The sequence below is a fragment of the Mycobacterium malmoense genome (genome assembly GCF_019645855.1).
Taxonomy (GTDB): domain Bacteria; phylum Actinomycetota; class Actinomycetes; order Mycobacteriales; family Mycobacteriaceae; genus Mycobacterium; species Mycobacterium malmoense.
This window is the reverse complement of record NZ_CP080999.1, coordinates 1,859,908-1,886,360: the sequence shown is the minus strand read 5'-3', so window position 1 is coordinate 1,886,360 and position 26,453 is coordinate 1,859,908. Positions and strand designations below refer to the sequence as shown.

The 26,453-nt window shown below is 69.4% G+C and carries 27 protein-coding genes; 9 read left to right on the top strand and 18 right to left on the bottom strand.

Translation table 11 applies throughout. From position 1 onward, the window contains the following. Positions 1-4: 4 nt before the first annotated feature. The 3 genes from K3U93_RS08825 to K3U93_RS08815 form a co-directional block, all read right to left on the bottom strand. On the bottom strand, positions 5-700 hold the full coding sequence (locus K3U93_RS08825) for a class III extradiol ring-cleavage dioxygenase family protein (protein WP_083010049.1): 696 nt from the start codon (positions 698-700) through the stop codon (positions 5-7). Between the two features lie 71 nt (positions 701-771). Further along, positions 772-1,710, bottom strand: coding sequence for a DMT family transporter (locus K3U93_RS08820; protein WP_071510811.1), 939 nt, complete (start codon positions 1,708-1,710; stop codon positions 772-774). Positions 1,711-1,780: 70 nt separating this feature from the next. Next, positions 1,781-2,785, bottom strand: coding sequence for a DMT family transporter (locus K3U93_RS08815; protein ID WP_176219922.1), 1,005 nt, complete (start codon positions 2,783-2,785; stop codon positions 1,781-1,783). A 396-nt stretch (positions 2,786-3,181) separates the two neighbouring features. On the opposite strand from K3U93_RS08815, the gene K3U93_RS08810 reads away from it, so the two are divergent. Then, positions 3,182-4,555: a DUF349 domain-containing protein gene (locus tag K3U93_RS08810; protein ID WP_083010070.1), complete on the top strand. Its 1,374-nt coding sequence runs from the start codon at positions 3,182-3,184 to the stop codon at positions 4,553-4,555. A gap of 4 nt (positions 4,556-4,559) precedes the next feature. Here the strand turns inward: K3U93_RS08810 and K3U93_RS08805 are convergent, their stop codons facing one another. The 3 genes from K3U93_RS08805 to K3U93_RS08795 are packed head-to-tail and all read right to left on the bottom strand — an operon-like array spanning position 4,560 to position 7,746. Beyond that, positions 4,560-5,159, bottom strand: coding sequence for an Rv2732c family membrane protein (locus K3U93_RS08805; RefSeq protein ID WP_083010048.1), 600 nt, complete (start codon positions 5,157-5,159; stop codon positions 4,560-4,562). Continuing rightward, complete coding sequence (gene miaB / locus K3U93_RS08800) at positions 5,156-6,694, bottom strand: tRNA (N6-isopentenyl adenosine(37)-C2)-methylthiotransferase MiaB (RefSeq protein WP_083010069.1); 1,539 nt, start codon at positions 6,692-6,694, stop codon at positions 5,156-5,158. Before miaB ends, K3U93_RS08805 begins: the two co-directional genes overlap by 4 nt. Positions 6,695-6,699: 5 nt before the next feature. Further along, on the bottom strand, positions 6,700-7,746 hold the full coding sequence (locus K3U93_RS08795; protein WP_176219919.1) for an Lrp/AsnC family transcriptional regulator: 1,047 nt from the start codon (positions 7,744-7,746) through the stop codon (positions 6,700-6,702). A 120-nt stretch (positions 7,747-7,866) separates the two neighbouring features. Between K3U93_RS08795 and K3U93_RS08790 the strand changes: the two genes are divergently transcribed. Beyond that, entirely contained in the window at positions 7,867-8,733 is an 867-nt protein-coding gene (locus K3U93_RS08790) for an SDR family oxidoreductase (protein WP_083010046.1), read from the top strand. A 3-nt stretch (positions 8,734-8,736) separates the two neighbouring features. Here K3U93_RS08790 and recX read toward each other — a convergent pair whose 3' ends face one another. Together recX and recA are read right to left on the bottom strand one after the other, a co-directional pair. Next, on the bottom strand, positions 8,737-9,252 hold the full coding sequence (gene recX / locus K3U93_RS08785; protein ID WP_083010045.1) for a recombination regulator RecX: 516 nt from the start codon (positions 9,250-9,252) through the stop codon (positions 8,737-8,739). After that, a complete protein-coding gene (recA, locus tag K3U93_RS08780) occupies positions 9,224-11,584 on the bottom strand; it encodes an intein-containing recombinase RecA (protein WP_083010044.1) in 2,361 nt (786 codons plus the stop codon). The genes recX and recA overlap by 29 nt, the downstream gene beginning before the upstream one ends. 185 nt (positions 11,585-11,769) lie before the next feature. Between recA and K3U93_RS08775 the strand changes: the two genes are divergently transcribed. Next, positions 11,770-12,420, top strand: a complete 651-nt coding sequence (locus K3U93_RS08775; RefSeq protein ID WP_083010043.1) for a (2Fe-2S)-binding protein — start codon at positions 11,770-11,772, stop codon at positions 12,418-12,420. 84 nt (positions 12,421-12,504) lie between these two features. On the opposite strand, the gene K3U93_RS08770 is transcribed toward K3U93_RS08775, so the two are convergent. Further along, the gene (locus K3U93_RS08770; protein ID WP_420915384.1) at positions 12,505-12,699 is read right to left on the bottom strand and encodes a DUF3046 domain-containing protein; all 195 of its coding nucleotides are present in this window, start codon (positions 12,697-12,699) and stop codon (positions 12,505-12,507) included. A gap of 22 nt (positions 12,700-12,721) precedes the next feature. After that, complete coding sequence (locus K3U93_RS08765) at positions 12,722-13,888, bottom strand: glycosyltransferase (RefSeq protein ID WP_083010041.1); 1,167 nt, start codon at positions 13,886-13,888, stop codon at positions 12,722-12,724. A 52-nt stretch (positions 13,889-13,940) separates the two neighbouring features. On the opposite strand from K3U93_RS08765, the gene K3U93_RS08760 reads away from it, so the two are divergent. Both K3U93_RS08760 and K3U93_RS08755 read left to right on the top strand, forming a co-directional pair. Beyond that, entirely contained in the window at positions 13,941-14,372 is a 432-nt protein-coding gene (locus K3U93_RS08760; protein WP_071509062.1) for a limonene-1,2-epoxide hydrolase, read from the top strand. Between the two features lie 13 nt (positions 14,373-14,385). Next, positions 14,386-14,781: a DUF5313 domain-containing protein gene (locus K3U93_RS08755; protein ID WP_071509063.1), complete on the top strand. Its 396-nt coding sequence runs from the start codon at positions 14,386-14,388 to the stop codon at positions 14,779-14,781. Between the two features lie 14 nt (positions 14,782-14,795). Here K3U93_RS08755 and pspM read toward each other — a convergent pair whose 3' ends face one another. From pspM to pgsA, 4 genes are all read right to left on the bottom strand, one after another. After that, positions 14,796-15,608 (bottom strand): phage shock envelope stress response protein PspM, encoded by an 813-nt coding sequence (pspM, locus tag K3U93_RS08750; protein WP_071509064.1) that lies wholly within the window; start codon positions 15,606-15,608, stop codon positions 14,796-14,798. Positions 15,609-15,626: 18 nt separating this feature from the next. Further along, positions 15,627-16,448, bottom strand: coding sequence for a phage shock protein PspA (pspA, locus tag K3U93_RS08745; protein WP_083010040.1), 822 nt, complete (start codon positions 16,446-16,448; stop codon positions 15,627-15,629). 136 nt (positions 16,449-16,584) lie between these two features. Then, a complete protein-coding gene (clgR, locus tag K3U93_RS08740; RefSeq protein ID WP_071509066.1) occupies positions 16,585-16,923 on the bottom strand; it encodes a transcriptional regulator ClgR in 339 nt (112 codons plus the stop codon). A 104-nt stretch (positions 16,924-17,027) separates the two neighbouring features. Then, a complete protein-coding gene (gene pgsA, locus K3U93_RS08735) occupies positions 17,028-17,600 on the bottom strand; it encodes a CDP-diacylglycerol--glycerol-3-phosphate 3-phosphatidyltransferase (RefSeq protein ID WP_071509090.1) in 573 nt (190 codons plus the stop codon). A 65-nt stretch (positions 17,601-17,665) separates the two neighbouring features. Between pgsA and K3U93_RS08730 the strand changes: the two genes are divergently transcribed. Then, positions 17,666-18,205, top strand: coding sequence for an amino-acid N-acetyltransferase (locus K3U93_RS08730; protein ID WP_071509067.1), 540 nt, complete (start codon positions 17,666-17,668; stop codon positions 18,203-18,205). A gap of 68 nt (positions 18,206-18,273) precedes the next feature. Here the strand turns inward: K3U93_RS08730 and K3U93_RS08725 are convergent, their stop codons facing one another. Beyond that, a complete protein-coding gene (locus tag K3U93_RS08725; protein ID WP_083010039.1) occupies positions 18,274-20,772 on the bottom strand; it encodes an FtsK/SpoIIIE family DNA translocase in 2,499 nt (832 codons plus the stop codon). 144 nt (positions 20,773-20,916) lie between these two features. On the opposite strand from K3U93_RS08725, the gene K3U93_RS08720 reads away from it, so the two are divergent. From K3U93_RS08720 to K3U93_RS08710, 3 genes are read left to right on the top strand one after another with little or no spacing between them, the layout of a single operon-like run. Beyond that, a complete protein-coding gene (locus tag K3U93_RS08720) occupies positions 20,917-21,231 on the top strand; it encodes a putative quinol monooxygenase (protein WP_083010038.1) in 315 nt (104 codons plus the stop codon). Continuing rightward, the gene (locus K3U93_RS08715) at positions 21,231-22,064 is read left to right on the top strand and encodes a mycofactocin-coupled SDR family oxidoreductase (RefSeq protein WP_083010037.1); all 834 of its coding nucleotides are present in this window, start codon (positions 21,231-21,233) and stop codon (positions 22,062-22,064) included. Before K3U93_RS08720 ends, K3U93_RS08715 begins: the two co-directional genes overlap by 1 nt. 3 nt (positions 22,065-22,067) lie before the next feature. Beyond that, entirely contained in the window at positions 22,068-22,940 is an 873-nt protein-coding gene (locus K3U93_RS08710) for an SAM-dependent methyltransferase (RefSeq protein ID WP_071509071.1), read from the top strand. A gap of 10 nt (positions 22,941-22,950) precedes the next feature. Here K3U93_RS08710 and K3U93_RS08705 read toward each other — a convergent pair whose 3' ends face one another. From K3U93_RS08705 to thyX, 3 genes are all read right to left on the bottom strand, one after another. Next, positions 22,951-24,636: a ribonuclease J gene (locus K3U93_RS08705; RefSeq protein WP_083010036.1), complete on the bottom strand. Its 1,686-nt coding sequence runs from the start codon at positions 24,634-24,636 to the stop codon at positions 22,951-22,953. Positions 24,637-24,654: 18 nt separating this feature from the next. Beyond that, positions 24,655-25,557: a 4-hydroxy-tetrahydrodipicolinate synthase gene (gene dapA, locus K3U93_RS08700; protein WP_083010068.1), complete on the bottom strand. Its 903-nt coding sequence runs from the start codon at positions 25,555-25,557 to the stop codon at positions 24,655-24,657. 123 nt (positions 25,558-25,680) lie between these two features. After that, positions 25,681-26,433, bottom strand: coding sequence for an FAD-dependent thymidylate synthase (thyX, locus tag K3U93_RS08695; protein ID WP_083010035.1), 753 nt, complete (start codon positions 26,431-26,433; stop codon positions 25,681-25,683). Positions 26,434-26,453 lie beyond the last annotated feature (20 nt).

Below are 26,453 nucleotides of genomic sequence, written 5' to 3'. Positions count from 1 at the left end.
TCCCTCACGGCTGCCAGGCGCCGGCGAAGTAGCCCACGCCGTAGGGCGCCCCACGGTAGAGCTCCTTGGCCGATCGCGGCCCCGGCTCGGTCAGGCCGGCCAGCACCTGGAATGCGACCCGACCCAGGATCCGCTGGGGCAGCCGGGCCAGGGCGGCGGCGTCGCCGTTTGCCAGCGCGTCGTCCAGGGCCAGTTGCGCGTCGGCGTCGCCGGGGTGGTGGCCGCCGGGTGCCGCCGGCGTCAGCGTGTTCGCGCCGTCGGCGACGACGAGCGCACCGATCGGATCCGGCGTCGCGTCGATCTCGGCGCGCAGTTGCCTGCCGCGGGCCAGCGCGGTACCGGCGTCGTGGTCGCCGCGGTGGACGCGAACCCGCACGCTGGCTTCGGGCCGGGCCCGGCCCCGAATCCAGGCGGCGAGCAGCGCGCACACGGGAAGATCGACCGGCTCGGCGCCGTAGTGAGTCCGCGGCGAGAGCGAAACCCGGACGTCGGCGCCGAAACCCGCAAAGGTGCCCACGGGGCCGTCGGGCTCCAGTAGCTCGTCGGCGCCGCCCGTTCCGATGGCCACCCAGCGGGTTGGCAACAGGGCGGCCGCCGCCAGCACCGCCGCGGTCAGGTCGGCCACCTCGGCGGCGGCTGCTCCGGCGAGCTCGGGGACAAGCACCGGCGCGCAGGGAATGATGGCGATGGCGCTCAGCACGCAATCAAACTAACGTCTTGGCGGCTCGAGCAGCTCCCGGTCCCGGCTTTCCTCCGATGCGGCCGGGGACGCTAACCCGAGGGCCTCACCCGCTCACCGGGGAAGGATCCCTGACCCGACGGGTCTGGCGTGGCGTCTCGCCCCGTGCCGGCCGCCATCGAGGCGGCCTCCCCGCGAGCCAGCGCAACCGTCGCGACAATGACCAGGGCCACGGCCGCGACCAGCGCAAACGCGGCGGGTCCTGCGGTTTTGAGCGTCTCGCCGAGCACGGTAATCCCGAGCACGCCGGCCACCACGGGCTTGGCGACGGTCATCGTCGGCAGCGACGCGGTCAGCGCGCCGGCGCGGAAAGCGGACTGCTGGAAGATCATTCCGCACAGCGCGACCAGTAGCCAGGGATAGAACTCGGGCGCGCGCAGCACGGCACCGAAGCCCTCTTCGAGCACCTCGACGACGCCCTTGGTCAGCACCGCGAACAGCGCCAGCGACGAACCGGCGACGGTCGCCAGCAGCGCCGCCGCGACCGGACGGCCAGACCAGACACGCGCCGCAAGCACACACGCCACCAGCGCGGGGCCCATCACCAGGGCCACGATGATCCACGTCGACAGCGGCGCCCGCTCCTGGCCGGACTCCGGGTCACCGACGATGATGACCACCGCCAACGCGGCGGCCAGTACCGCCGCCCACCCCCACTCCCAGCGGGTCACCCGATGTTTGCTCAGCCGCGCGTAGATCGGTAAGGCGAACAGCAGCGCGGTCACCTGCAGCGCCGTCACCATCACCACCGACCCCCACGCCAGGGCCACGGCCTGCAGGCTGTAGTTGACGATCGCCGCCACGCCACCCAACCACCACCGCTTGTCGCGCAATGACATGCGAAACAGCTCGAGGTGGCCGACCTCCTTGTCAGTGATCTCCTGCGCGGAGCGCTGCCGGATCACATCGCCGACAGCGGAGGACAGCGCCGCGCACAAGGCAATCAGCGCCGCGATGTCCACCTTCGACATGGGACCCCTTCACGACCGTTCCACCAGCGTTTCCCGAAAGCTGTAAATACACCTGCTGTTTGATCTCAGTTCAACGACCACTGTAGTGCGACAGCGCCGGGGTCTCGAATGTCGCGAGCGGCGACGGCCCGCGACCGATCACGCCCACCACGACCGGAGAGGCGGCGCCCAATGCCACCCTCGGCGGGTGGCCGCTTGCGGGTCGCCGCTGTTCGCCGGCGGCCATCGAGGCGGCCTCGCCACGGGCCAGGGCCGTGGTCGCGACGATCACCACCGCTACCGCAGCCGCCAAAGCGATGAGCCTCGGGCCCTCGGCCCCGAGGGTTTCACCCAGCACGGTGACACCCAGCACCGACGCGACCACCGGCTCGGCCACCGTCATCGTCGGCAACGACGCGGTCAGCGAGCTGGCGCGAAACGACGATTGCTGAAAGACCGCCCCAAGCACCGCGACCAGCAGCCAGCCATACAACTCCGGGGCCCGCAGCAGCGCGCCCAAGCCGCCGTCGAGCACGTCGACGATGGCCTTGGTGAACACCGCGAACAACGCCCACGACGACGCCGACACCACCGCCAGCAGCACCGCGGCCGCCGGGCCCGACCAGATCCGCGCGCCCAGCACGCAAAACACCATGGCGGGGCCGATCACGACGGCAACGATGGCCCAGGTCGCCATCGAGGCCCGCGGGTAGCCGGCCGCCGGCTCACCCACCATGACGAAGACCGCCACCGCGGCGGCCAGCAGCAGCGCCCACCCCCACTCCCGGCGGGTCAACCCCTTCTTGGTCACCCACGCGTAAACCGGCAACGCAAACAGCAACGCCGTCACCTGCAGCGCCTGCACCAACACCACCGAGCCCAGTCCCAGCGCGACGGCCTGCAGCGCGGCGCTGGCCACCGCCGCCATTCCGCCCAGCCACCACCGGGTGTCGCGCAACGACATCCGCAGCAGCTCGACATGACCGACCTGCTCATCGGTGATTTCCTGCGCGGACCGCTGACGGACCACGTCCCCGACACCCGATATCAGCGCGGCGACCAGCGCGAGCAGCGCCGCGATATCCACCCTGGCTATGGCGATCCACCCCCCGGCCCCATCCGTAACAGCCGTAACACGCGTCTCCGTCACCGTACCGGGCTGCGCGACGGCGTCATATGGCCCGAGCGGCGGTGGAATCGAACTGTTATCCACCCGGTCTCCGGGGCCGACGAGCTAACGGCCGATCGGTCGCCTCCGGGTAGGCGCACGGGCATTTTGCGAAATTGGCCGACGCGGGCGATGATCGGCGCCGGCAAAAGGTGGGCACGCGGCGCGAGGCAAGCTGCTTGAATACTGTTGGAGCCGATTGCGGAGCAGCCGGCGATCGCGCCGGGGCCGCACCGGACTCCGGCCGTACGGGTGCCGCTACGCGCGGCAAGCGCGCGGAACACCGACCGCGCGAAAGGGTTGCAGGAGGGTGGTGACGAGCGCATGACGGTTGACGAGCCCCACAGCAACGATTCAGCCGGGCCGGTGCCCCAGCCGGATTCGGGGCCAGTTTCGAGGCCGGTGCCACGTCCGGGACCGCGTCCCGGTCCCCGGCCTCCGAGCTCGGGGCCGCGACCCGCCCCCTATCAGGTGCCGGCGCCCCAGCCCAGCGATCCACACCGGTTCGGACGTGTGGACGACGACGGCACGGTGTGGCTGATCAGCTCGGCCGGCGAGCGCATCGTCGGCTCCTGGCAGGCCGGCGACCCCGAAGCGGCATTCGCCCACTTCGGCCGCCGATTCGACGACCTGAGCACCGAGATCACGCTCATGGAGGAGCGGCTGGCGTCGGGAACCGGGGACGCCCGCAAGATCAAGGCCCACGCGTCCGCGCTGGCCGAAACGCTGCCGACGGTATCCGTGCTGGGCGATGTCGACGCGCTCGCGGGCCGGTTGGCCGGCCTTCTCGAGCATGCCGACTCCGCGGTCGCCGCGGATCGCTCCCGGCGCGAGGAGCATCGGGCCGCCCAGGCCGCCCGCAAGGAGGCGCTGGCCGCCGAGGCCGAGGACTTGGCGGCCAACTCGACCCAATGGAAAGCCGCCGGCGAGCGGCTGCGCGCGATCCTCGACGAGTGGAAGACGATCACCGGCCTGGACCGAAAAGTCGATGACGCGCTGTGGAAGCGTTATTCGGCGGCCCGGGAGGCCTTCAACCGGCGGCGGGGATCCCATTTCGCCGAGCTGGACCGGGAGCGATCGGGGGTCCGGCAGTCCAAGGAGCGGCTCTGCGAGCGGGCCGAAGAGCTGTCCGATTCGACCGATTGGACCGCCACCAGCGGCGAATTCCGCAAGCTGCTCACCGAATGGAAGGCGGCCGGTCGAACGACCAAAGAGGTCGACGACGCCCTGTGGCATCGCTTCAAGGCCGCCCAGGACGCGTTCTTCACGGCTCGTAACGCCGCGACGGCGGAAAAGGACACGGAGTTGCGGGCCAATGCCGCGGCCAAAGAGGCGCTGCTGGCCGAGGCGGAAAAGCTCGACACCGGCAACCTTGACGCCGCCAAGGCGGCGATGCGATCGATCGCCGAAAGATGGGACGCGATCGGCAGGGTTCCCCGGGAGCGGTCCGCCGAGTTGGAGCGGCGGCTGCGCGCGGTCGAGAAGAGGGTGCGCGACGCCGGCCAGGCGGATTGGTCCGACCCGCAGGCGCAGGCCCGCGCCGAGCAATTCGCAACCCGTGCCGAGCAGTACGAACTCCAGGCTCAGAAGGCGGCGGCGGCCGGCCGGACGAAGGAGGCCGAAGAGGCCAGGGCCAACGCCGAGCAGTGGCGGCAGTGGGCCGAAGCGGCCGCCGAGGCGCTGACGCGCAGGTCTTAAGCCGTTAGGAATCCGGGTCTGGGCCGGCCGCGTCGTCGGCGTTGGTTTGCACGCTGTCCAGCAGCGTCATCGACTGCCGCTGTGCGGCGATGCGGCGCCGCTGTTCCTCGGCGGCAAGTTGCACGACGGTGCGCGACCACACCACGCGGGCCCAGTGAAACGTCAACAGGATCACGGTGATCCACGCGACGATGAGGCCCGCCCCGGGTCCGGGATGCCCGGCGGCCACGGTCTGGCGCGACCAGACGGCCAGCAGCCCGACCGCGGCGGTGGTCGCCGAACCGGCCAGCGCGATCCAGGCCAGCGCCCAGCGCCGCGTCATCAACGCCAGCATCGAGAAGCCGACGCCGAACACCAGCGCCAGCCAGGCGAACACCCGCGACGGCAGCGCCACCGCGGCCGCGCCCGCGCCGGGGCTGCTGAACAGCACGTCCCATCCCCGCACGTCGCCGGTGTGCGGCAGGATGAACGAGCCCAGCAGCACGAACACCAGGATCGACACGACGAATCCCCTTGGGCCGGGATCGATCTCGCGCGCCACCCGGCGTTCCGCGGCCTCGATCTCGGTTCGTAAGGCATCAAGGCTCGGGTGTTCTTTCTTCATGGGGCACATCCCAGGGGTTCCAGCGGATCTATCGACGGCCCGATCTTCGGCACGCCGAGACCGACGACGCCCGGACGCCGGCCGGCGGCGTGCGCGTCACCCGCCCGCGTGCGGCGGTGGGTGAGGATGCCCGCGTCGGCGATGAGGTGGTGCGGCGCGGCGGCGGTGACCACCGTCGTGACGACGTCGCCCGGCCGCACGTCGTCGCCGGCCGCGGCTTCATTAGAGGCAAAGTGCACCAGCCGCCCGTCGCGGGCCCGTCCGGTCATCCGGGCCGTGCGGGCGTCCTTGCGGCCCTCCCCGGTGGCGACCAGCAACTCGACGGCCTGCCCGACCAGCGCGCGATTGCCCTCCAGCGAGATCTGCTCCTGCACGTCGACCAGCCGCTCGTAGCGTTCCTGCACAACGGCTTTCGGGAGCTGCCCGGGGAGTTCGGCGGCCGGGGTGCCGGGCCGCTTGGAGTACTGGAAGGTGTACGCCGCCGCGAACCGGGCCCGGCGCACCACGTCGAGGGTGGCCGCGAAGTCCTCTTCGGTCTCGCCGGGGAACCCGACGATCAGGTCGGTGGTGATGGCCGCGTGCGGCATGGCCGCCCGAACCCGGTCGATGATGCCCAGATAGCGCTCCGCGCGGTAGGACCGCCGCATCGCGCGCAGCACGCGGTCGGATCCCGACTGCAGCGGCATGTGCAGGGCGGGGCACACGTTCGGGGTCTGCGCCATCGCCTCGATGACGTCATCGGTGAACTCCGCCGGATGCGGCGAGGTGAACCGCACGCGTTCCAGCCCGTCGATGCGCCCGCAGGCGCGCAGCAGCTCGGCGAAGGCGCCCCGATCGCGGGGCAGCGACGGGTCGGCGAAGGACACTCCGTAGGCGTTGACGTTCTGGCCCAGCAGGGTGACTTCGAGCACGCCGTCGTCCACCAGTGACCGAACCTCGGCAAGGATGTCGGCCGGACTGCGGTCGACCTCCTTGCCCCGCAGCGACGGGACGATGCAGAAGGTGCAGCTGTTGTTGCATCCGACGGAGATGGAAACCCAAGCGGCGTAAGCGGATTCGCGGGCGCTCGGCAGCGACGACGGGAACTGCTGCAGCGCCTCGGCGATTTCCACCTGCGCGGCCTTGTTGTGCCGGGCCCGGTCGAGCAGCGTGGGCAGCGACCCGAGGTTGTGCGTGCCGAAGACGACGTCCACCCAGGGCGCCTTGCGCAGCAACGCCGCCCGGTCTTTTTGGGCCAGGCAGCCGCCGACCGCGATCTGCATGTCGGGGTTGGCGCGCTTGCGCGGGGCCAGGTGGCTGAGGTTGCCGTACAGCTTGTTGTCGGCGTTCTCGCGGACGGCGCATGTGTTGAAGACCACCACGTCGGCGTCTCCAAAGTCTGAGCCGTCGCCCGCCCGGCGGTAGCCGGCGGCTTCCAGCAGACCCGCCAGCCGCTCGGAGTCGTGGACATTCATCTGACAGCCGTAGGTGCGGACTTGATAGGTGCGCGCCTGGACCGCGGGCCCGGCCAGGCCCGGGGCGTCCGGCGCCACCATCGAAGTCACGGGGCCATGGTACGGCGACGGGAAGGTGCGCCACCGGCAGGCGCCCTGCTCAGTCGGTTCTCGTCGGTTGTCGAGCGGGCATGCTTGACCGTGCGCGACACCGTCGACACCTCGACGCGGTTCACACCCTCGACCCGGCCGATGGTCGTGGTGACGTACTCGTAGATTTCGGCGGCGTCTCGGCAGCGGATGGCCGCGAGCAAATTGGCCGGCCCGGCCACTGCCGCGACGAACGCCGTCGGCGCGTGAGCCGCCAGCAGCGCCCCGACGTCGGGCACCCTCGAGGGCACCACGTCCAGGTACAGCTGCGCGCCCGCGGGGTAGCCCAGCAACTCCGGCGCGATGTCGACGTCGCCGTACAGGGCTCCGCTGCGGGTCAACAGCTCGAGGCGGCGGGCCACCGCCGACTCGGACATGCCACTGACTCGGGCCAGCCGCGCGCAGGTCGCCCGGCCGTCGACGGCGAGCTCCTCGACGATCGCGTGATCCGACGGCCCGACGCGCATCGACGGCTCCTGCGGACGCTCGGGCTGTAGCCGCCGCCGCTGCTCGGGGCTGAGCCGGTCACCGAATCCGGCCCAATCGGCTTCGCCCGGCGTCCGGAAATGCTGCAGCAGCGAATACACCGTCGTGCGCAGTATGCGGCCCGCGCGCGGCAGCTGATCGAACAGCAGCGCGTCACGGTCCGACCGGGCCCGGGCGCGCACGCCGAACAGGATCTCGGCGCCCGCGTTCATCAGCCGCACGTAGGAGACGTCGGGCCGGCGCGCCAGGACGTCCGCGATCGCACGAACGGCCTGTGGCTGCACCTCCAGGCGCACCAGCTGCCCGCGATCGACGGGATCCGGCGCCGGCAGCATCAGGACACGCAGCACGCCGGCCTCGCACAGCCGGTGATATCGCCGGGCCGCGGTCTGTTCGGATACCCCGAGGACCGATGCGAGCAGACGAAACGGCGCCCGGGCGTCGACGCCCAGGGCGTGCATCAGCCGGCGATCGACCGCATCCAAGACCGGCGGCACGTCTCTGAGCGTTTCTGTCATATAGCCCATTATTGCGGCGGTTTCCGCCGATATTGAGGGCTTCTGTAGCGCTTTACCGTCTCTGGTCCCAGTCTGGTCGGCACAGGCCCAGCGACCAGCGACCAGCGAAAGGAAACGCCAATGCACGACTCGGGCAGCACCACCTATCTCGTGACCGGGGCCACCGGCAACGTCGGCGGCCGGGTCGCCGACGGGCTGCTCGGGCGCGGTGAGCACCCCCGGGTCTTCGTGCGCGACGCGGGGAAGGCCGCCGAGCGCTATGGCGGCCTTGTCGACGTGCGGGTCGGAGACTTCGCCGACCCGGCATCGCTGGCCCGCGCGGTCGAGGGCGTCGACGTGATGTTCCTGGTGACGGCGGGCCCGGATCTCGCGGACAGGGACAAATCCGCCGTGGACGTCGCGAAATCCGCGGGGGTGCGACGAGTGGTGAAGCTGTCCACCCTGGACGTGGGGTCGGGCGTCGGGACCGGCGTGTGGCACCGCGAGGGTGAAGCCGCGATCCGCGGCAGCGGGGTCGGGTTCGTCTTCGTGCAACCGTCTGGATTCATGGACAACTTCTTGGCGTGGGCGGCATCGATCAAGACCGACGGGACCGTCCGCTGCTGCGCCGGCGACGGCAGGATCCCGTTCATCCATTCCGAGGACATCGCCGCCGTGGCGGTCGAGGCGATGACGAGCCCGCGCTACATGGGACAGTCGTTGCCCATCACCGGGCCAAAAGCGCTGAGCTTCGCCGACATGACCGCAAAGGTCGGTTCGGCCATCGGACGGCAACTGCGCTTCGAGGCGATCCCCGACGAGCAGGAACGACGGCAGCAGGCGGCCCGAGGCGTTCCGGAAGCCTTGATCGAGGCCCGCCTGGAGATTTTTCGCGCAATCCGGGCGGGAGAACAGGCCTCGCTCACCGGCAACGTGGCGTCGATCCTTGGCCGCCAACCGATTTCGTTCGATCGGTGGGCGGAGCAGAACGCGGCCGCGTTCCGGTGACCGCTACGTGCGGCGGCGGTCGAGCTCCAACCCAAGCTCGGCGCTGACCACGTCGTAGGCCATGCCCTGGCTGTACCCGCGCCGCGCCAGCATCGCGACCAGCCGACGCGCCACCCGCGTCTGATCACCGTCAAGGTTCTCCCGCCGCAGCTTGGCCCGCACCAGCCGCTCGGCGCGGTCGCGTTCGGCACCGGCGTCGATCCCACCCAGCACCGCGGTGATCACGTCGTTGTCGACGCCCTTGGTGTGCAGTTCGGCGGCCAAGGCGCGCTTGCCTTTTCCGGCGTTTGCCCGCCGGGACCGCACCCACTGCTCGGCGAAGTCGGTGTCATCCACCAGGCCGACGTCGGCGAGCCGGTCGAGCACCCGGGCGCTGACATCGTCGGGGTATCCACGCTTGGCCAGCTGTCCGGACAGCTCGGCCCGGGTGCGCGCTCTCGCGGTGAGCAGGCGCAGGCACAACGCCCGCGCCTGCTCTTCGCGGGAGGGCTCAGAAATCGACGGGGGCGGGCAGGACATCACCGGAGGGGTCATCGGTCACGACCGCGCCAATGCCAAGCTTTTCCTTGATCTTCTTCTCGATCTCGTTGGCCACGTCGGCGTTTTCCATCAGGAAGTTGCGGACGTTCTCCTTGCCCTGTCCGAGCTGCTCGCCCTCGTAGGTGAACCACGAACCGGACTTGCGGATGAAGCCCTGGTCCACGCCCATGTCGATCAGCGAGCCTTCCCTGCTGATGCCCCGGCCGTAGAGAATGTCGAACTCGGCCTGTTTGAAGGGGGGCGCGCAGTTATGCACGACAATCCCCTCCGCGACAAGGTTATGCAGCTCCTCGACCTCGAGGTCGAACGTCCGCACCCGCCGCATTGGCAACACCTCTCGGATCACCGAGTACCGGAGCTCTTCCGCCAACACACCATGCAGGAACTTGTCATCCAGGGCATCCGCGAGCACCTGCACACGATCCCGACGGAGACGGCTGGCGCCCAGAACCTGCTTCATCCCACCGCGAGGGTCCCCAGAACCCGCGCCGATCATGGCTGCCGCCTCCCGTGCGGTCACGCCGCGCTCGTCGAGGTAGTTCAGCACCGCATCGGCCATCTCCGCGGAGAGATACGTCGCCTGCGATCCACGCCGGCGCCCCTGCATAGCCTCTGGGATCGCCTGGGTAAGGGCGATGCCCCGCGGGCCCCACATGGGAACCGATTCCGCGAACGCCGTGACGTTCTCCATGCCCGAGACCCGGACCTCGAACACTTGGCGCTTGGCCTGGACCCGTCGACCGTTGATGATGCTCGGCCGCCTTTGGGTCGGATCGTAATCTCGAACGGAGCTCACGATGCCGAATCGCAGTAGCAGCCAATGAATCTGGTGTGCGAGCTGTTCGGAGGTCGTCGCGTAACCGACGCGAAGCGCCCCGGTCTGTTCCCGACTCACCCAGCCGTCGCTCTCAAACAGACCGAAGAGCAGATTCCCGACTACATCGGCAGCGACATCCGGCTCGAAGAACCAGTTCGGAATCGTCTTCTCCCATGCGAGCTTGCCGTGAATACCTGACCGCCGGCAAAGGTCGAGGACACCGTTGCGCTCACCGGGTCGATGAGCGATCGCAAGCGACATAGGCCCCTGTGGATGGGCCACACAACCAAGCGTCGCCGCGATTCGCGTCACGTCATCAATGAGGGGCTGCTGAACGTTGATGAAGTTGACCGGAGTCTTACCCCCCACGTAGCCATCCCCGATCAGATAGCCAAGCAACCGTGCATGATCCGCCGGAATCGGCGCACTACTACCGAATCCATTGAAGCGCCGTGGCTGCGCCACCCGGTCTCCCTTGCGGAGTTCTCCGGCCTGACGCCAGCCGTACTCCGTCAGCACCTTGTGATCGGGCGTCGCCCACACGGTTGCGCCGCCGGCGATCCGCAATCCGATCACATCCTGCGTTCCCTGGTCGAACCAGGACACCACGGGGCGCGCATGCAGCGTTCCGTCCTTGGCCGCGGCCACGACATGGATTTGCTTTCGCCCATCGACAACATCCTCGATGCGATGGGTCGTACCGGTGATCGGATCGAAGATCCGAGTGCCTTCGGCGAGGCACTTGTTCTTGACGACCTTGAGCCGGGTGCGGTTGCCCACCGCATTGGTGCCGTCCTTGAGCGTCTCGATCCGGCGCACGTCCATGCGCACCGACGCGTAGAACTTCAAAGCCTTTCCGCCCGTTGTCGTTTCGGGACTGCCGAACATCACGCCGATTTTTTCGCGGAGCTGGTTGATGAAGATCGCGGTGGTTCCCGAATTGTTCAGCGCGCCGGTCATTTTCCGCAGCGCCTGGCTCATCAGCCGGGCCTGCAGCCCGACGTGGCTATCCCCCATCTCGCCCTCGAGTTCCGCGCGCGGCACCAGGGCCGCCACCGAGTCGATGACCAGAATGTCCAGCGCGCCGGAGCGGATCAGCATGTCGGCGATCTCCAGGGCCTGTTCACCGGTGTCGGGCTGGCTGACCAACAGGGAATCGGTGTCGACGCCGAGTTTCTTGGCGTAATCCGGATCCAGGGCGTGCTCGGCGTCGATGAACGCCGCGACGCCGCCGGCGGCCTGGGCGTTGGCCACCGCGTGCAGCGCGACGGTGGTCTTACCCGAGGACTCCGGGCCGTAGATCTCCACGACCCGGCCGCGCGGCAGGCCGCCGATGCCCAGGGCCACGTCCAGCGCGATGGACCCGGTCGGGATGACCGAGATCGGCTGACGCATCTCGTCGCCGAGACGCATCACCGAGCCTTTGCCGTAACTCTTCTCGATCTGGGCCATCGCCAGTTCGAGGGCCTTCTCGCGGTCGGGGGCTTGTGCCATGGTGCCTCTCCTATAGTTCGATGTGTTCGGTGACCGGTATCGGTCGGTTGGCCGTGACACTAGAGATGGCCACCGACAAGTCGACATCTCCGAACGCTCACCACAGTAGCCGAACACCTGTTCGATTCAAGTGGACACGCCGCGCGCGTGCAATATCAGCTCCGAAGGGCCGGGCCAGCGAACACATGGACATCTCCGCCGAACTGGCCGAAACACCTTCCTACGGAGGGTTTTTCGCGATAACCGTGGGCGGTGACGCGGCCGGATGGCATCCGGTGGGGCGGTGCTACGCCGATGGATTCGCCGATTTGGTCGACGCCACCGCCCGGCGCTACCACACCACGGACCTGCGGATCGCCGCCTCACTGGTTCACCTCGGCCACGCCACCCGGCTCTGGTCACCCATGCTCGCGTGCGCCCTGGGCCACGGCGTCGTTCCCGACCTCAAGGACCTGCAGCGCGCCGACGGCGGGGCACAGCTACGACTGCCCGAACCCGTCGGAGAACCCCTCGATTCGCCCGCTCCGGACGTGCTGTACCGCATCGTCGTGCGACAACACATGGAACCCCTGGCCGCCGGCCTGCGGGTCAAGCTGGCGCCCGGCCTGCTGGCCGGCAACATCGCCTCGGCACTGGTCGGCGCGTCCCGGGCGTTGCTTACGGCCCGGCCCGACCTGCGCCGGCCAATCGTCGAGGTCACCGACTCGCTGCTGGACACCGGCGCGTTGGCCGGATCCGGCGTGATCACCGGCCCGAACCTGGGCTTCCGGCGCCGCAGCTGCTGCCTCTTCTACCGCCTGCCCGACGGCGGCACATGCGGCGATTGCCCGCTTTAGCCTAAAAGCCCCGCGAGACTGCAACTACCGACGCATCGGCCAAGAGACGGCGTCGGTAGTTGCAGTCTCGCGATTGAGCGACCCTCACCACTGGTCGCGGGGCACGTCGAAGTCGGCGCACAGCGCCCGCCAGACGTCGCGGGGCTCGACGCCGTCCTCGATCGCCTGCGCGGCGGTCCGGCCGCCGAAGCCGCTCAGCACGTGGTCCACCAGCACCGATGCGCCGTACACGGCGCCGAACCGCAGAACGATCCGCTCGTTGAACTCCGTCAGCCGCACGCCAGCCAACATACCGAGCGAATCACCCCGCCAAAGCCAGCGCCTCGTGGCACACCCGCACCGGATCGGCGACCTCGGCGACGCTGGCGGCGGCGGCTTGCGCGGCCTCCCGGTACCGCGGCGACGACAACACCTCGCCCACCGCGGCCACCAGCGCACCGGCGGTCAGCGGCCGGATCAGCCGCGCGCTCCCCTGCCGCGCCACCCGATTGGCCATCTCCCACTGATCCCCGCCGCCGGGAACGACCACCAGCGGCACCCCGGCCAGCAACGCCTTGGCCACCATCCCGTGACCGCCACCGCAGATCACCACGTCGGCGTGCGCCAACAGCTCGGCCTGCCGCCCCAGCCCTACCGCCGCCCACGGCGGCACCGCCAGCTCCGCCCCGCCCAGCCGCGACACCACCAGGCGCGACCCCGCCGGCAGCGTCTCCCCCGGTATCAGGCACCCCAGCGCGACCTCGGCCAACCCCGAGGTCCCGGTCAGCGCGGTCGACGGGGCGATAACCACCACCGGCCCCGAGCCGGGCGGAACCTCCAGCACCCGATCGGTCGGCTCGAAGTGCAACGGGCCCACGACGACGGCCTCGGCCGGCCAGTCCGGTCGGGGGACCTCGAGGGCGGGCAGCGTGGCGATCAACCGCCGCAGCGGACCCGGGTCGCGGGCCGGCAGCCCGATCTCGGTCCGCACGGCCGCGCGCTGCCGCAGGCCGGCCCGCCAGGACCGCGCCGTCAGCGCCCGCATCACGGCGTCCCGCAGCCGGCCACGGAGGCCCGTGCCCGCCGCCAGCCCGCTGCCGATCGGCGGCAAGCCCTTCGACGGCAGGTACAGCGGGTGCGGGCTGAGCTCGACCCACGGGATCCCCAACAGCTCGGCGGCCATGCCGCCGCCCGCGGTGATGACATCGGACACCACCAGGTCGGGCGCCAGATCGCGCAGCGCCGGCACGTTGAGCACGGCCATCCGCGCCGCGCGCCGGTGGATTCTGGCCCCGGCATCGACGTCGTCGTCGGTGGCCACCAGCCCGTCCAGCTCGACGGCGGCAATGCCGGCGGCGCGGGCGGCGTCGACCCATTCGCCACCGGTGAGCAACGTGGGCTCGTCGCCCGCCTCGGCGAAGCGTTGGCACAGCGCGATCGCGGGAAACGAGTGCCCGGGATCTGGCCCGGCGACCACGGCGACGCGCACCGGCCCTACCCTGCCACAGCGCCGGGCCGCCGGGCTGGCCTACGCTGGCAACATGACCGAGCTGACTGGCACAGCCGTTGCGAACACCCGCACGGTCGAGAATTTTCTGAATGCCCTGCAGGACGACGACTTCGAAACCGCGGAAGCGACATTGGACGACAACCTCGTCTACGAGAACGTCGGGCTGCCGACGATCCACGGTCGCGCCCGGGCGATCAAGCTCTTCCGCCGGATGGAGGGCCGCGCCGCCTTCGAGGTGAAGATCCATCGCATCGCGGCCGACGGCGCCGCGGTGCTCACCGAACGCACCGACGCGCTCATCGTCGGCCCGCTGCGGCTTCAGTTCTGGGTCTGCGGCGTGTTCGAGGTCCACGACGGAAAGATCACGCTGTGGCGGGACTACTTCGACTTCTTCGACATGGTCAAGGCGACCGCACGCGGTGTGGCGGCGCTGGTGGTGCCGTCGCTCAAGGCGACGTTTTAGCCGGGAGACGTCCATGAGCGCCGACACACCCCGCACGAAGCCCAACGCCCTGCAATTCGTCCGCTATTGCGCCGGCGGGCGGCTGCCCGACTCGATGCGGGATTGGGTGCGCAATGACTTGGCCGGCAAGGGCGCCGCCCGCCGGATGATGATCCGCGTCGCCGTGCCCGCGGTGCTGGTGTTGGCCCCGTTCTGGTTGATACCGACGACGGTGGACGTCCACCTGAGCATGACGCTGCCCATTCTCATTCCGTTCGTCTACTTTTCGCACGCGCTGAACAAGGTGTGGCGCCGGCACATGCTGGCCGTGCACGGTCTCGACCCGAACCTGGTCGACGAACTCGCCCGCAAGCGTGATGCCCACATCCACCAGGCATACATCGAGCGCTACGGCCCGCGGTCCGACTGAGTCGGCGCGACGAGTCAGGCCCCCGACAATCCGCCGAGTTCGTCGAACGCCTGCGCCCAACCGAGCAGGCGATCGGTGGCGCCGACCAACTCGGTGCGGTAGCGCTGCTGGGATGCCGCCAGCCCGCTATCGCCGTTGGCCGAGGACACCAATTGCGCTGCGGCGGTGACCATTTCGTTGTACTGACGAACGCCGGCACTCAACTGCGCGGTGAACGCGTTGATGGTGGGCACCAGATACGACCGCGACGATTCGGCATACCGCGCCGCCCGTTCCATCGACACCACCTCGGCGGCGGTGGCCGCCATCGCCGCCGAGGTCTTGCTGGCCGCCGCGGTCAGGTCGCGGATTTCGGCGGTCGGCAGCATCGAGCCGCGCTCGATCACGCCCAGCAAGGAGAAGAATCCGCGTTCGGAGGCGCCCAGCGCCGACATCGCGGGTCGCGCCGCCGAGCCGGGCGGCGGCAGCCGGCGGGCGTTGACGGGCCGGGGCGCCGGCAGCGGCTCCGATCGCAGCCAGCGGTAGCGAAGCAGCAACAACGTCGCCGGAATCGCCTGCACCACCGCGATCAGGCCGGTGATCTCCAGCAGCAACGCGAACCAGCCCCAGGCCGCCAGCAGCGCCGTCACCACCGCCCAAAACACACACCCGGCGGCAAATATCAGGCCCCACCGCAGCGCGCGACGGCGGCGGCGCAACAGCCGGGCACGCGGATCGGTGGCGGCGCTGATCTTTTGGGCCACCAGCTCGGACACCGCGGCGGCGGTGCCGACTCCCCGCTCCAGCGCCGCTCGCCACGGCCCGCGGTGGGTCGCTTTCACCGCCATGTCAGACCGTCCGCGGCGTTACTGGCCAAGGGGCTTCTCGGCGACTTGGCCACCGGCGGCCTCGGCGGGCGCGGGGGTGGCCCCGGGCGCGGCGGGCGTCCCGCCCGTCGGCAGGGCCTCGCCACGCATCGACGCGCGGATCTGCTCCAGCCGGGAATGACCGGCCATCTGGATGCCGGCCTGCTCGACCTCGATCATGCGGCCCTGCACGGAACCCTGGGCGAGCTCGGCCGCACCGATCGCGTTGGCGTAGCGGCGCTCGATCTTGTCGCGGACCTCATCGAGGCTCGGGGTGTTGCCCGGGGCGGCGATCTCGCTCATCGACCGCAGCGAGGCGCTGACCTGTTCCTGCATCTTGGCCTGCTCGAGCTGGCTGAGCAGCTTGGTGCGTTCGGCGATCTTCTGCTGCAGCACCATCGCGTTCTGCTCGACGGCCTTCTTGGCCTGGGCCGCGGCGGACAGCGCCTGGTCGTGCAGCGTCTTGAGGTCCTCGACGCCCTGCTCGGCGGTCACCAACTGGGCCGCGAACGCCTCGGCGGCGTTGTTGTATTCGGCGGCCTTGGCGGCGTCGCCGGCGGCGGTGGCCTGGTCGGCCAACGTCAGCGCCTGACGCACGTTGACCTGCAGCTTTTCGATGTCCGCCAGCTGCCGGTTGAGCCGCATCTCCAGCTGGCGCTGGTTGCCGATCACTTGGGCGGCCTGTTGGGTCAGCGCCTGGTGGGTGCGCTGGGCTTCCTCGATGGCCTGCTGGATCTGCACCTTGGGGTCGGCGTGCTCGTCGATCTTCGCGTTGAACAGCGCCATGACGTACTTCCACGCTTTGACGAACGGATTGGCCATGGATTAGCTCCGCCTTCGCTTCTTGTGGGGCCGGACGGGCCCCTGCTCTGCGCTCACCCTGCCGCTCAATTTAATGGGTTGGCGCCGATCGCCCCACCCCTGCGCTGGATCGGATCGCCCGGCACCCGCGGCGCTCTCAGGCCACCGCCAGCGACGCCACCGGCGGGATGACGACCTTGGTGGCGGCGTCGATGGTGGTCGCGCTGGCCCCGCCGGTCGGCGCGGCGTAAGCGGCGCGTTCCTCGCTCGCCATCCGCTCGCCGGCGTCGGTGAGGACGGCCGAGAGCGGGACGTCCAACGCGTCGCAGATCGCATTGAGCAGCTCACTGGAGGGCTCCTTGCGGCCGCGCTCCACCTCCGAGAGATATCCGAGGCTCACCCGCGCCGAATCCGACACCTGCCGAAGCGTCCTGCCCTGTGACATCCGAGCCCGGCGCAACACGTCGCCGATGACCTCGCGCACCAATGGCGGCATCCCGCTCTCCTTCGTCCAGTCAGCCCTGCCCAGCACGAAAAATAACCCCAAGTCAGCAGGCACTCATTAGGTGAACGCCGGCGACGGTGGGGTTGGTTCCCGGGTCAGCCGGTCGTCTGGCGCACTTCCCTGATGGTCCCGATCACATAGTCGATGCCGGTGACCACGGTGAGCACGATCGCGACCCCCATCACGACGGACGCCGCCACCAGGAACGGTCCCGGCTCACTCGCCCAGGGCAACACGAACAATCCGATCGCCACCGCCTGGACCACGGTCTTGAGCTTGCCGCCCCAGCTCGCCGGAATGACGCCGCGCCGTATCACCGCCAACCGCAACAGCGTGACGATCACCTCGCGGCTCATGATCACCACCGTGACCCACCACGGCAGGTCGCCGAGCATCGACAGGCCGATCAGCGCCGACCCGATCAGGGCCTTGTCCGCGACCGGATCGACGAACGCACCGAATTCGGTGGCCATCCCATAATTCCGGGCCAGCAGACCGTCGAACCGGTCGGTGAGGCAGGCAACCGTGAAAATCACGAAAGCCACTATGCGGCCGGCGATTTGGTGGCCATCCCCGGTGAACAGGGCGAGCAGGAAGACCGGGACCAACACCAGCCGCGATAACGTCAGGACATTGGCGAGGTTGGCGATACGGGCGCGGTCCGCCATCGGACCCGTTTGAGGCTGCCCCGGCACGGCATCAGAATAACGGTTGACCAGCGCACCCACCGCGGATGCCGATACTGTTAGCCGTGACCCATTCACGGGATAGCCTGCCGGTGGTCCGGCGCGCGCGAACGCCGGACGTTCCCGCGATCAAACGACTCGTCGACACCTACGCGGGAAAGATCCTGCTGGAAAAGAACCTGGTGACGCTCTACGAGGCCGTCCAGGAATTCTGGGTGGCCGAACACCCCGACATCCCGGGCAAAGTAGTCGGGTGCGGGGCGCTGCACGTGTTGTGGGCCGACCTCGGCGAGATCCGCACCGTCGCCGTCGACCCGTCGATGACCGGCCACGGCATCGGCCACGCGATCGTCAACCGGCTGTTGGACGTCGCCCGTGAGCTGCAGCTGGAGCGGGTGTTCGTGTTGACCTTCGAGACCGAGTTCTTCGGCAAGCACGGGTTCACCGAGATCGAGGGCACCCCGGTCACCGCCGAGGTGTACGAGGAGATGTGCCGCTCCTACGACATCGGTGTCGCCGAATTCCTGGACCTCAGCTACGTCAAGCCCAACATTCTGGGCAACTCCCGCATGCTGCTGGTGCTTTAAGCCCGCGAGCAGACACAGACTCGCATTCGCGAGGCCCGAGCAATGCGATTCTGTGTCTGTTCGCCGGGCTACTCGGCGGCCCCGCCGTCGGAGTCCGAGCCGCGGATCGCGGCCAGCGTCGCGGCCAGCTCGTCGGGCTTGACCAGCACCTCGCGCGCCTTGGACCCTTCGGACGGCCCGACGATGCCGCGGGTCTCCATCAGGTCCATCAGCCGGCCGGCCTTGGCGAAGCCGACCCGCAGCTTGCGCTGCAGCATCGAGGTGGAGCCGAACTGGCTGGACACCACCAGCTCGACGGCTTGCAGGAACACGTCCATGTCGTCGCCGATGTCGGGGTCGACATCGGCGCGTTCGCTGGTGGTCTTGGCGGTGGTGACGCCCTCGGTGTACTCGGGTTCGGCCTGGTCCTTGCACGCCGCGACGACGGCCTGGATCTCCTCGTCGGTGATGAACGCCCCCTGCAGCCGCAGCGGCTTGCCCGCGCCCATCGGCAAAAACAGGCCGTCGCCCATCCCGATCAGCTTCTCGGCGCCCTGCTGGTCCAGGATCACCCGGCTGTCGGTGAGCGACGACGTGGCGAACGCCAGCCGGGACGGCACGTTGGTCTTGATCAGCCCGGTGACGACGTCGACCGACGGGCGCTGGGTGGCCAGCACCAGATGAATGCCGGCGGCGCGGGCCTTCTGGGTGATCCGCACGATGGCGTCCTCGACGTCACGCGGGGCGGTCATCATCAGGTCGGCCAGCTCGTCGACGATCGCCACGACGTACGGGTAGGGCCGGTACTCGCGCTGGCTGCCCAGGGGCGCGGTGATGTCCCCGGAACGCACCTTGGCGTTGAAGTCGTCGATGTGGCGCACCCGCGACGCCTGCATGTCCTGGTAGCGCTGCTCCATCTCCTCGACCAGCCACGCCAGCGCGGCCGCGGCCTTCTTCGGCTGGGTGATGATCGGGGTGATCAGGTGCGGAATGCCTTCGTACGGCGTGAGTTCCACCATCTTCGGGTCGATCAGGATCATCCTGACCTCCTCCGGGGTCGCCCTTGTCAGCAGCGACACCAGCATGGAGTTGACGAAGCTGGACTTGCCCGACCCGGTGGAGCCGGCGACCAGCAGGTGCGGCATCTTGGCCAGGTTGGCCGAGATGAAGTCGCCCTCGATGTCCTTGCCCAGCCCGATCACCAGCGGGTGGTGGTCGCGGCGGGTCGACGGCGCGGTCAGCACGTCGGCCAGCCGCACCATCTCCCGGTCGGTATTGGGCACCTCGATGCCGACGGCGGACTTGCCGGGGATCGGCGCCAACATGCGCACGCTCTCGGTGGCCACCGCATAGGCGATGTTGCGCTGCAGCGCGGTGATCTTCTCCACCTTGACGCCGGGCCCCAGCTCGACCTCGTAGCGGGTGACGGTGGGTCCTCGGGTGCAGCCGGTGACGGCGGCGTCGACCTTGAACTGGTTGAGCACCTCGCTGATGGCGTCGGCCATCTGGTTGTTGGCGGCGCTGCGCTTCTTGGGCGGGTCCCCGGCGACCAGCAGGCTCATCGGTGGCAGCGTGTAGGGACCCTCGACGACCCGGTCCAGGGCTTGGGTGTCCTGCTTGCGGGACGCGCGGCGGCGGCCGCGGGCGGCGGGTTCCGGAATGGTGGGAATGTCGTCCTCGAAGGCGGCCTGGGCGGCATCGGCGGACGGCCAGGCCGGCGGCTCGTGATCGGGGTGGAAAGCCGCGTCGTCGTAGTAACCGTCGGAAAAGTCTTCGCGCGCATCGACGTCGGCGTCGTCGTCGAATTCGTCCCCGTAATCGTAGGCAGCCCCGTCGGCGTATTCACGTCCGAACGGCCGGGTGCCGAACATGGCGCGCACCGCGTCGGGCACCTCGCGGATCGTGGTCCCGGTCAGCAGCAGCAGCCCGAACATCGCGCCGATGAACAACAGCGGCGCCGCGATCCAGGCCGTCAGCCCGTCCGACAGCGGCCCGCCGATGGCAAAGCCGATAAACCCCGCGGCGCGGCGCCGTGCCTCAGGATCTTCCGGCGAGCCCGACCACAGGTGGCGCAGGCCGAGGACCGAAAGGGCGATCAGGCTGGCGCCCAGGACCAGCCGGGGCCGCGCGTTGGGGTTGGGCTGGGTGCGCATCAGCACCACCGCCACCGCGGCGGTGACCAGCGGGAGCGCCAGGACGGCCGAGCCGATGAAGGTCCGCAACACCGTGTCGACCCACGCGCCGATCGGCCGGGCGGCGTCGAACCACGAGCTGGCGGCGACCACGACGGACAGGCCGAGCAGGACCAGCGCGATGCCGTCGCGACGATGCCCGGGCTCGATGTCGCGGGCCATGTCGCGGGCCCGGCCGATCGACCGGGCCGCGCCGCCGGTGCCCCGCGCCGCCATCAGCCAGGTGCCGCGCACGGCCCGGCCGCAGGCGAGCCCGGCGGCGACCAGCAGCGACCGGTTGCGCCGTTTGGCGGGCCTGCCCACCCTCCTGCGGGGCGCCGCCGGCCGCGCACCTCTGGACGCGGCCTTTGACCTGCTCGTTCGGGATCCGGAGCGGGCGACGGTCTTACTAGCCATGACGGCAAGGGTAGTCGCAAAGACACCATCTACACCACCCGCCACACTGGTAACGCCCGCCTTGGGGGCAACCGGTCGCGGGGATGCGTGAGTAGGGTGGCAACCGGTGATCAAACACCTTCGGAGCTCCCAGGAGGCCCCAGCATGCCCGTCGTCGTCGTCGCCACCATGACCGTCAAGCCCGAATCGGTCGACACCGTCCGCGACATCCTGACGCGCGCGGTCGAAGAGGTGCACGACGAACCCGGCTGCCAGCTGTATTCGCTGCACCAAACGGGCGAGACCTTCGTGTTCGTCGAGCAATGGGCCGATGAGGACGCGCTCAAGGTGCACAGCACCGCGCCCGCGATCGGGAAGCTGTTCGAGGCGGCCGGCGAGCACCTGGCCGGGGCGCCCGACATCAAGATGCTGCAGCCGGTGCCCGCCGGCGATGCGGACAAAGGACGGCTACGTCCGTAATGGACCGGCCACCGGAAGGCCCACTCAGCGGCCGGGTCGCCCTCGTCACCGGTGCGGCGCGTGGCCAGGGACGAGCGCACGCGGTCCGGCTGGCCGCCGACGGCGCGAGCATCATCGCGGTCGACCTGTGCGAACAGATCGCCAGCGTCCCCTATCCCCTGGCGACGCCGGATGACCTGGCGGCCACGGTGAAGCTCGTCGAGGACACCGGCTCCCGCATCGTGGCCGCGCGGGGCGACGTGCGCGATCCCGCGTCGCTGGCGGCCGCGTTGCGGGCGGGCCTGGATGAGTTCGGCAGGCTCGACATCGTCGTGGCCAACGCCGGTATCGCCCCCATGCAATCCGGCGGCGACGGCTGGCGCGACGTCATCGACGTCAACCTCACCGGCGTTTTCCACACCGTGGAGGCGGCGATACCGACCATGATCGCGCAGGGCGCCGGCGGATCGATCGTGCTGATCAGCTCGGCCGCGGGACTGGCCGGCATCGGCAGCGCCGATGCCGGCTCCATCGGCTACACCGCCGCCAAACACGGGGTGGTCGGGTTGATGCGGGTATACGCCAATTTGCTTGCGCGGCAAAATATCCGGGTCAACTCGATACATCCGTCCGGCGTCGACACCCCGATGATCAACAACGAGTTCACCCGGCAGTGGCTCGCCCAGCTAGTGGCCGAGTCCGATTCGCCGCCGGACATGGGCAACGCGCTGCCGGTGCAGGTTCTCCAGCCCGACGACATCGCCAACGCGGTGGCGTGGCTGGTGTCCGACCAGGCCCGCTACCTCACCGGCGTCGCGTTGCCGGTCGACGCGGGCTTTGTGAACAAGAAGTAGCTCATGCCGCGAAATCCCGTTGCACAGACCGCCTTTGGCCCGATGGTGTTGGCGGCCGTCGAACAAAACGAGGCACCCGGGCGCCGCCTGGTCGACGACGACCTCGCGGAGCTGTTTCTGCCGGCCCCGCTGCGCTGGCTGGTCGCCGCGACCCGCTCGGCGACGGTTCGCAACCTGATGATCCGCGGATCGGAGTGGTCGGGCCGCGGGCTGTGGGCAAACCTGGCCTGCCGCAAGCGTTTCATCGCCGACAAGCTCGGCGAGGCGCTGGCCGACATCGACGCGGTCGTCATCCTCGGCGCCGGATTGGACACCCGGCCCTACCTGCTGACCCGGCGGATCCGCATCCCGGTCTTCGAGGTGGACCTGCCGGTCAACATCGCCAGGAAGGCCGAGACGGTCCGACGCGTGCTGGGCGGCCCGCCGCTGTCGGTTCGGCTGGTGGCGTTGGACCTCGAGCGCGACGACCTGCTCACCTCGCTGGCCGAGCACGGCTATCACACCGATTACCGGGCCTTTTTCATCTGTGAGGGCGTGACCCAATACCTCACCGAGGAAACGGTTCGGCGGACCCTGGAGGGGCTGCGGGCGGCCGCGCCGGGCAGCCGGTTGGTGTTCACCTACGTCCGCAGGGATTTCATCGACGGGACGAATCGGTACGGCACCCGCACGCTGTACCGCAGCGTCCGCCAGCGCCGGCAACTATGGCATTTCGGCCTGCAACCCGAGGAGGTCGCGGGGTTCATCGCCGAATACGGCTGGCGGCTGGTGGAACAGGCCGGTCCCGACGAACTTGTCCAGCGCTACGTGGAGCCCACCGGCCGCAAACTCAAGGCCTCCCAGCTGGAATGGTCGGCCTACGCGGAAAAGACCTAGCGGAAAAGACTTAAACCTCGATGACCGTCGGCACGATCATCGGCTGCCGGCGATAGGTTTCGCCCACCCACTTGCCGACGGTGCGGCGCACGCCCTGGGCGATCCGGATCGGATCGGTGACGTCGGCGGCGGCCAGCTGCTCCAGCTCCGCCTCGACCTCGCGCACGGCGGGCTCGAGCGCCTTGGGATCCTCGGAGAAACCGCGTGAATACAGGTGTGGCGCGGCCGCCGGGCGGCCGGTGCCGCGCTTGACCACCACGGTCACCGCGACGAAACCCGACGACAGGATGAGCCGTTCGCCCAGGGTGATGTCGCCGACATCGCCGGTGATCAGGCCGTCGACGAACATCTTACCGACCGGCACCGCCCCGGCGATCGACGCCTTGCCGGCGACCAGGTCGACGCTGACGCCGTTCTCGGCCAACAGGATTGACTCCTCCGGCACACCGGCACGCGCCGCCAGCTTGGCGTTGGCGCGCAGCATCCGCCAGGTGCCGTGGACCGGCATCACGTTGCGCGGCCGCACCCCGTTGTAGAGGAATAGCAGCTCGCCCGCGTAGGCATGACCGGAAACATGAACGCGCACCTGTTGATTGGTGACGACACGGGCCCCGATCTTGGCCAGCGAGTCGATGACTCCATAGACCGCCTCCTCGTTGCCCGGTATCAGCGACGACGACAGGATGATCAGATCCTCCGACGTCAGGGTGATGCTGCGGTGCTCGCCGCGCGACATGCGCGAGAGCGCCGACATCGGCTCGCCCTGGGTGCCGGTGGTGATCAGCACCACCCGCTCGGGCGCCATCATCTCGGCGGCGGAGATGTCGATCAGGTCGGAATCGTCCACGCGCAGGAAGCCCAGCTCCCGGGCGATGCCCATGTTGCGCACCATCGACCGCCCGACGAACGACACCCGCCGGCCCAATGCCACCGCGGCGTCGATGGTCTGCTGCACCCGGTCCACGTTGGAGGCGAAGCATGCCACGATGACGCGGCCGTCGGCGCCCCGGATCAGCCGGTGCAGCGCGGGGCCCACCTCGCTTTCCGAGGGCCCGACGCCGGGGATCTCGGAGTTGGTCGAGTCGCACAGGAACAGGTCCACGCCGGCTCCATATTGTGAGCCCAGCCGGGACATGCCGGGCAGGTCGGTGGGCCGGCCGTCGAGCGGAAGCTGGTCGAGCTTGATGTCACCGGTGTGCAAGACGGTTCCCGCGCCGGTGCGGATTGCGATGGCCAGCGCGTCCGGGATGGAGTGGTTGACCGCGAAATACTGACACTCGAACACGCCGTGCGTGCTCCGCTGACCCTCGGCGACCTCGACGAACACCGGGTTGATGGTGTATTCGCGGCATTTCGCGGCGACCAGCGCCAGGGTGAACGTCGAACCGACGACCGGGATGTCGGGCCGCAGCCTGAGCAGGAACGGAATCGCCCCGATGTGGTCCTCGTGCGCGTGGGTTAGCACCAACGCCTCGATGTCGTCGAGCCGGTCCTCGATGTGGCGCAGGTCCGGCAGGATGAGGTCGACGCCGGGCTCGTCGTGCGTGGGAAACATCACCCCGCAGTCGATGATCAGCAACCGGCCCAGGTGCTCGAAAACCGTCATATTGCGGCCGATTTCGCCGATGCCACCCAGCGCGGTGACCCGCAGGCCACCCGGAGTCAGCGGACCGGGTGGGACGAGGTCTTCGTTCACGTGTGGCTCAGCCTTGGGTCACCGAAGCGCGGAGGCCGCGCGCATGTCGGCGGCCAGCGCATCGATCTGCTCGGGCGTCGCCGGCATCTGCGGCAACCGGGGGTCACCGGCGTCGACACCCTGTAGGCGCAGACCCGCCTTGGACATGGTCACCCCGCCCACGCGCGCCATCGCGTTGCAGAGCGGGCCGAGGTTGACGTTGATCTTCCGGGCGGTGGCGATGTCGCCGGAACCGAAGGCGGACAACAACTCTCGCAGCTGGCCCGCCGCCAGATGAGAAATGACGCTGATGAAGCCGGTGGCGCCCATCGCCAGCCACGGCAGGTTCAGCGCGTCGTCGCCGGAGTAGTAGGCCAGACCGGTTTCGGCCATGATCTGGCCGCCGCTGTGCAGGTCGCCCTTGGCGTCCTTGACGCCGACGATGTTGGGGTGCTTGGCCAGCGCGCGGATGGTGCCGGTTTCGATCGGCACGACCGAACGCCCGGGGATGTCGTAGAGCAGCACCGGCAGCGCGGTCGCGTCGGCGACGGCGGTGAAATGCGCGATCAGCCCGGTCTGCGGCGGCTTCGAGTAGTACGGCGTGACCACCAGCAGCCCGTGCGCGCCCTCGGCCGCGGCGGCCTTGGCCAGCCGGACGCTGTGGGCGGTGTCGTAGGTGCCGGCGCCGGCGATGACGCGGGCCCGGTCACCCACCGCCTCCAGCACCACGCGCAGCAGCTCGCGTTTCTCGTCGTCGGTGGTGGTCGGCGACTCGCCGGTGGTCCCCGAGACCACCAGGCCGTCGCACCCGGCGTCCACCAGGTGGTTCGCCAGTTGCGCGGCGCCGGTCGTGTCAAGGGAGCCGTCGGCGCCAAAGGGTGTCACCATCGCCGTCAGCAGGGTTCCCAACCGTGCGGGGACGTCGAATCCGACCGTAGTCACGGTCTTCAGGTTACCTGGCGCCCCCAAGGGCACTGAGCACCTCCGCGAGTGTGCGTGTTTGTCCAGCGACACGCCGCGTGGGCTGTACATCTGCGCACGCTCGCGAGGGCGCCGGGGCGCGCCTTAGGCCTCGGTGGCCAACGGGCTGGTGGCGACCTCGGTGCCGTCGGCCAGCCTGGAGATTTCGAAGTCGGCGAACACCGCGGGTGCCATGCCGGCGAGCTGGCGCAGGCACTCGATGGCCAGTCGCCGGATTTCCACGTCGGCGTGCTCGCTGGCCCGCATGGCGATGAAGTGCCGCCACGCCCGGTAGTTGCCGGTCACGACGATGCGGGTCTCGGTGGCGTTGGGCAGCACCGCGCGGGCGGCCTGACGGGCCTGCTTGCGCCTCAACACCGCGCTGGGCTCGCCGGCGAACTTGGCTTCCAGCTTGGCCAGCAGCTCGGCGTAGGTGGCGCGGCTGGCATCGGCCGCCGCGGTGAGGATTTGCCGCAGTTCGGGGTCGTCGTCCATGCCCGGCGGCACGACGACCCGCGAGTCGTTTTCCGGCACGTAGCGCTGCGACAACTGCGAGTAGGAGAAGTGCCGATGCCGGATCAGCTCATGGGTGCACGATCGCGAGATGCCGGTGATGTAGAACGACACGCTCGCGTGCTCGAGCACCGAGAAGTGGCCGACGTCGATGATGTGCTTGATGTAGCCGGCGTTGGTCGCGGTCTTGGGATTGGGCTTCGACCAGCTCTGGTAGCAGGCCCGGCCGGCGAACTCGACCAGCGCGGGGCCGCCGTCGGCGTCGGTGGTCCACGGCACGTCCGGCGGCGCCAGGAACTCGGTCTTGGCGATCAATTGCACGCGTAGCGGCGCGGTCTGGGCCACGGCGCTCACTTTAACGCGGC

Excerpts from the sequence above, each read along its gene's own strand:
- K3U93_RS08810 (WP_083010070.1), top strand. The coding sequence starts at position 3,182 with ATGACGGTTGACGAGCCCCACAGCAACGATTCAGCCGGGCCGGTGCCC.
- miaB (WP_083010069.1), bottom strand. The coding sequence starts at position 6,694 with ATGGTGGCGCCGGACGCCCCGGGCCTGGCCGGGCCCGCGGTCCAGGCG.
- K3U93_RS08820 (WP_071510811.1), bottom strand. The coding sequence starts at position 1,710 with ATGTCGAAGGTGGACATCGCGGCGCTGATTGCCTTGTGCGCGGCGCTG.
- K3U93_RS08715 (WP_083010037.1), top strand. The coding sequence starts at position 21,231 with ATGGACCGGCCACCGGAAGGCCCACTCAGCGGCCGGGTCGCCCTCGTC.
- recA (WP_083010044.1), bottom strand. The coding sequence starts at position 11,584 with ATGGCACAAGCCCCCGACCGCGAGAAGGCCCTCGAACTGGCGATGGCC.
- K3U93_RS08730 (WP_071509067.1), top strand. The coding sequence starts at position 17,666 with ATGCCGATACTGTTAGCCGTGACCCATTCACGGGATAGCCTGCCGGTG.
- pspA (WP_083010040.1), bottom strand. The coding sequence starts at position 16,448 with ATGGCCAATCCGTTCGTCAAAGCGTGGAAGTACGTCATGGCGCTGTTC.
- K3U93_RS08725 (WP_083010039.1), bottom strand. The coding sequence starts at position 20,772 with ATGGCTAGTAAGACCGTCGCCCGCTCCGGATCCCGAACGAGCAGGTCA.
- pgsA (WP_071509090.1), bottom strand. The coding sequence starts at position 17,600 with ATGGCGGACCGCGCCCGTATCGCCAACCTCGCCAATGTCCTGACGTTA.
- K3U93_RS08795 (WP_176219919.1), bottom strand. The coding sequence starts at position 7,746 with ATGACAGAAACGCTCAGAGACGTGCCGCCGGTCTTGGATGCGGTCGAT.
- K3U93_RS08790 (WP_083010046.1), top strand. The coding sequence starts at position 7,867 with ATGCACGACTCGGGCAGCACCACCTATCTCGTGACCGGGGCCACCGGC.
- clgR (WP_071509066.1), bottom strand. The coding sequence starts at position 16,923 with ATGCCGCCATTGGTGCGCGAGGTCATCGGCGACGTGTTGCGCCGGGCT.
- K3U93_RS08760 (WP_071509062.1), top strand. The coding sequence starts at position 13,941 with ATGACCGAGCTGACTGGCACAGCCGTTGCGAACACCCGCACGGTCGAG.
- K3U93_RS08710 (WP_071509071.1), top strand. The coding sequence starts at position 22,068 with ATGCCGCGAAATCCCGTTGCACAGACCGCCTTTGGCCCGATGGTGTTG.
- K3U93_RS08805 (WP_083010048.1), bottom strand. The coding sequence starts at position 5,159 with ATGAAGAAAGAACACCCGAGCCTTGATGCCTTACGAACCGAGATCGAG.
- K3U93_RS08775 (WP_083010043.1), top strand. The coding sequence starts at position 11,770 with ATGGACATCTCCGCCGAACTGGCCGAAACACCTTCCTACGGAGGGTTT.
- K3U93_RS08755 (WP_071509063.1), top strand. The coding sequence starts at position 14,386 with ATGAGCGCCGACACACCCCGCACGAAGCCCAACGCCCTGCAATTCGTC.
- K3U93_RS08720 (WP_083010038.1), top strand. The coding sequence starts at position 20,917 with ATGCCCGTCGTCGTCGTCGCCACCATGACCGTCAAGCCCGAATCGGTC.
- recX (WP_083010045.1), bottom strand. The coding sequence starts at position 9,252 with ATGTCCTGCCCGCCCCCGTCGATTTCTGAGCCCTCCCGCGAAGAGCAG.
- pspM (WP_071509064.1), bottom strand. The coding sequence starts at position 15,608 with ATGGCGGTGAAAGCGACCCACCGCGGGCCGTGGCGAGCGGCGCTGGAG.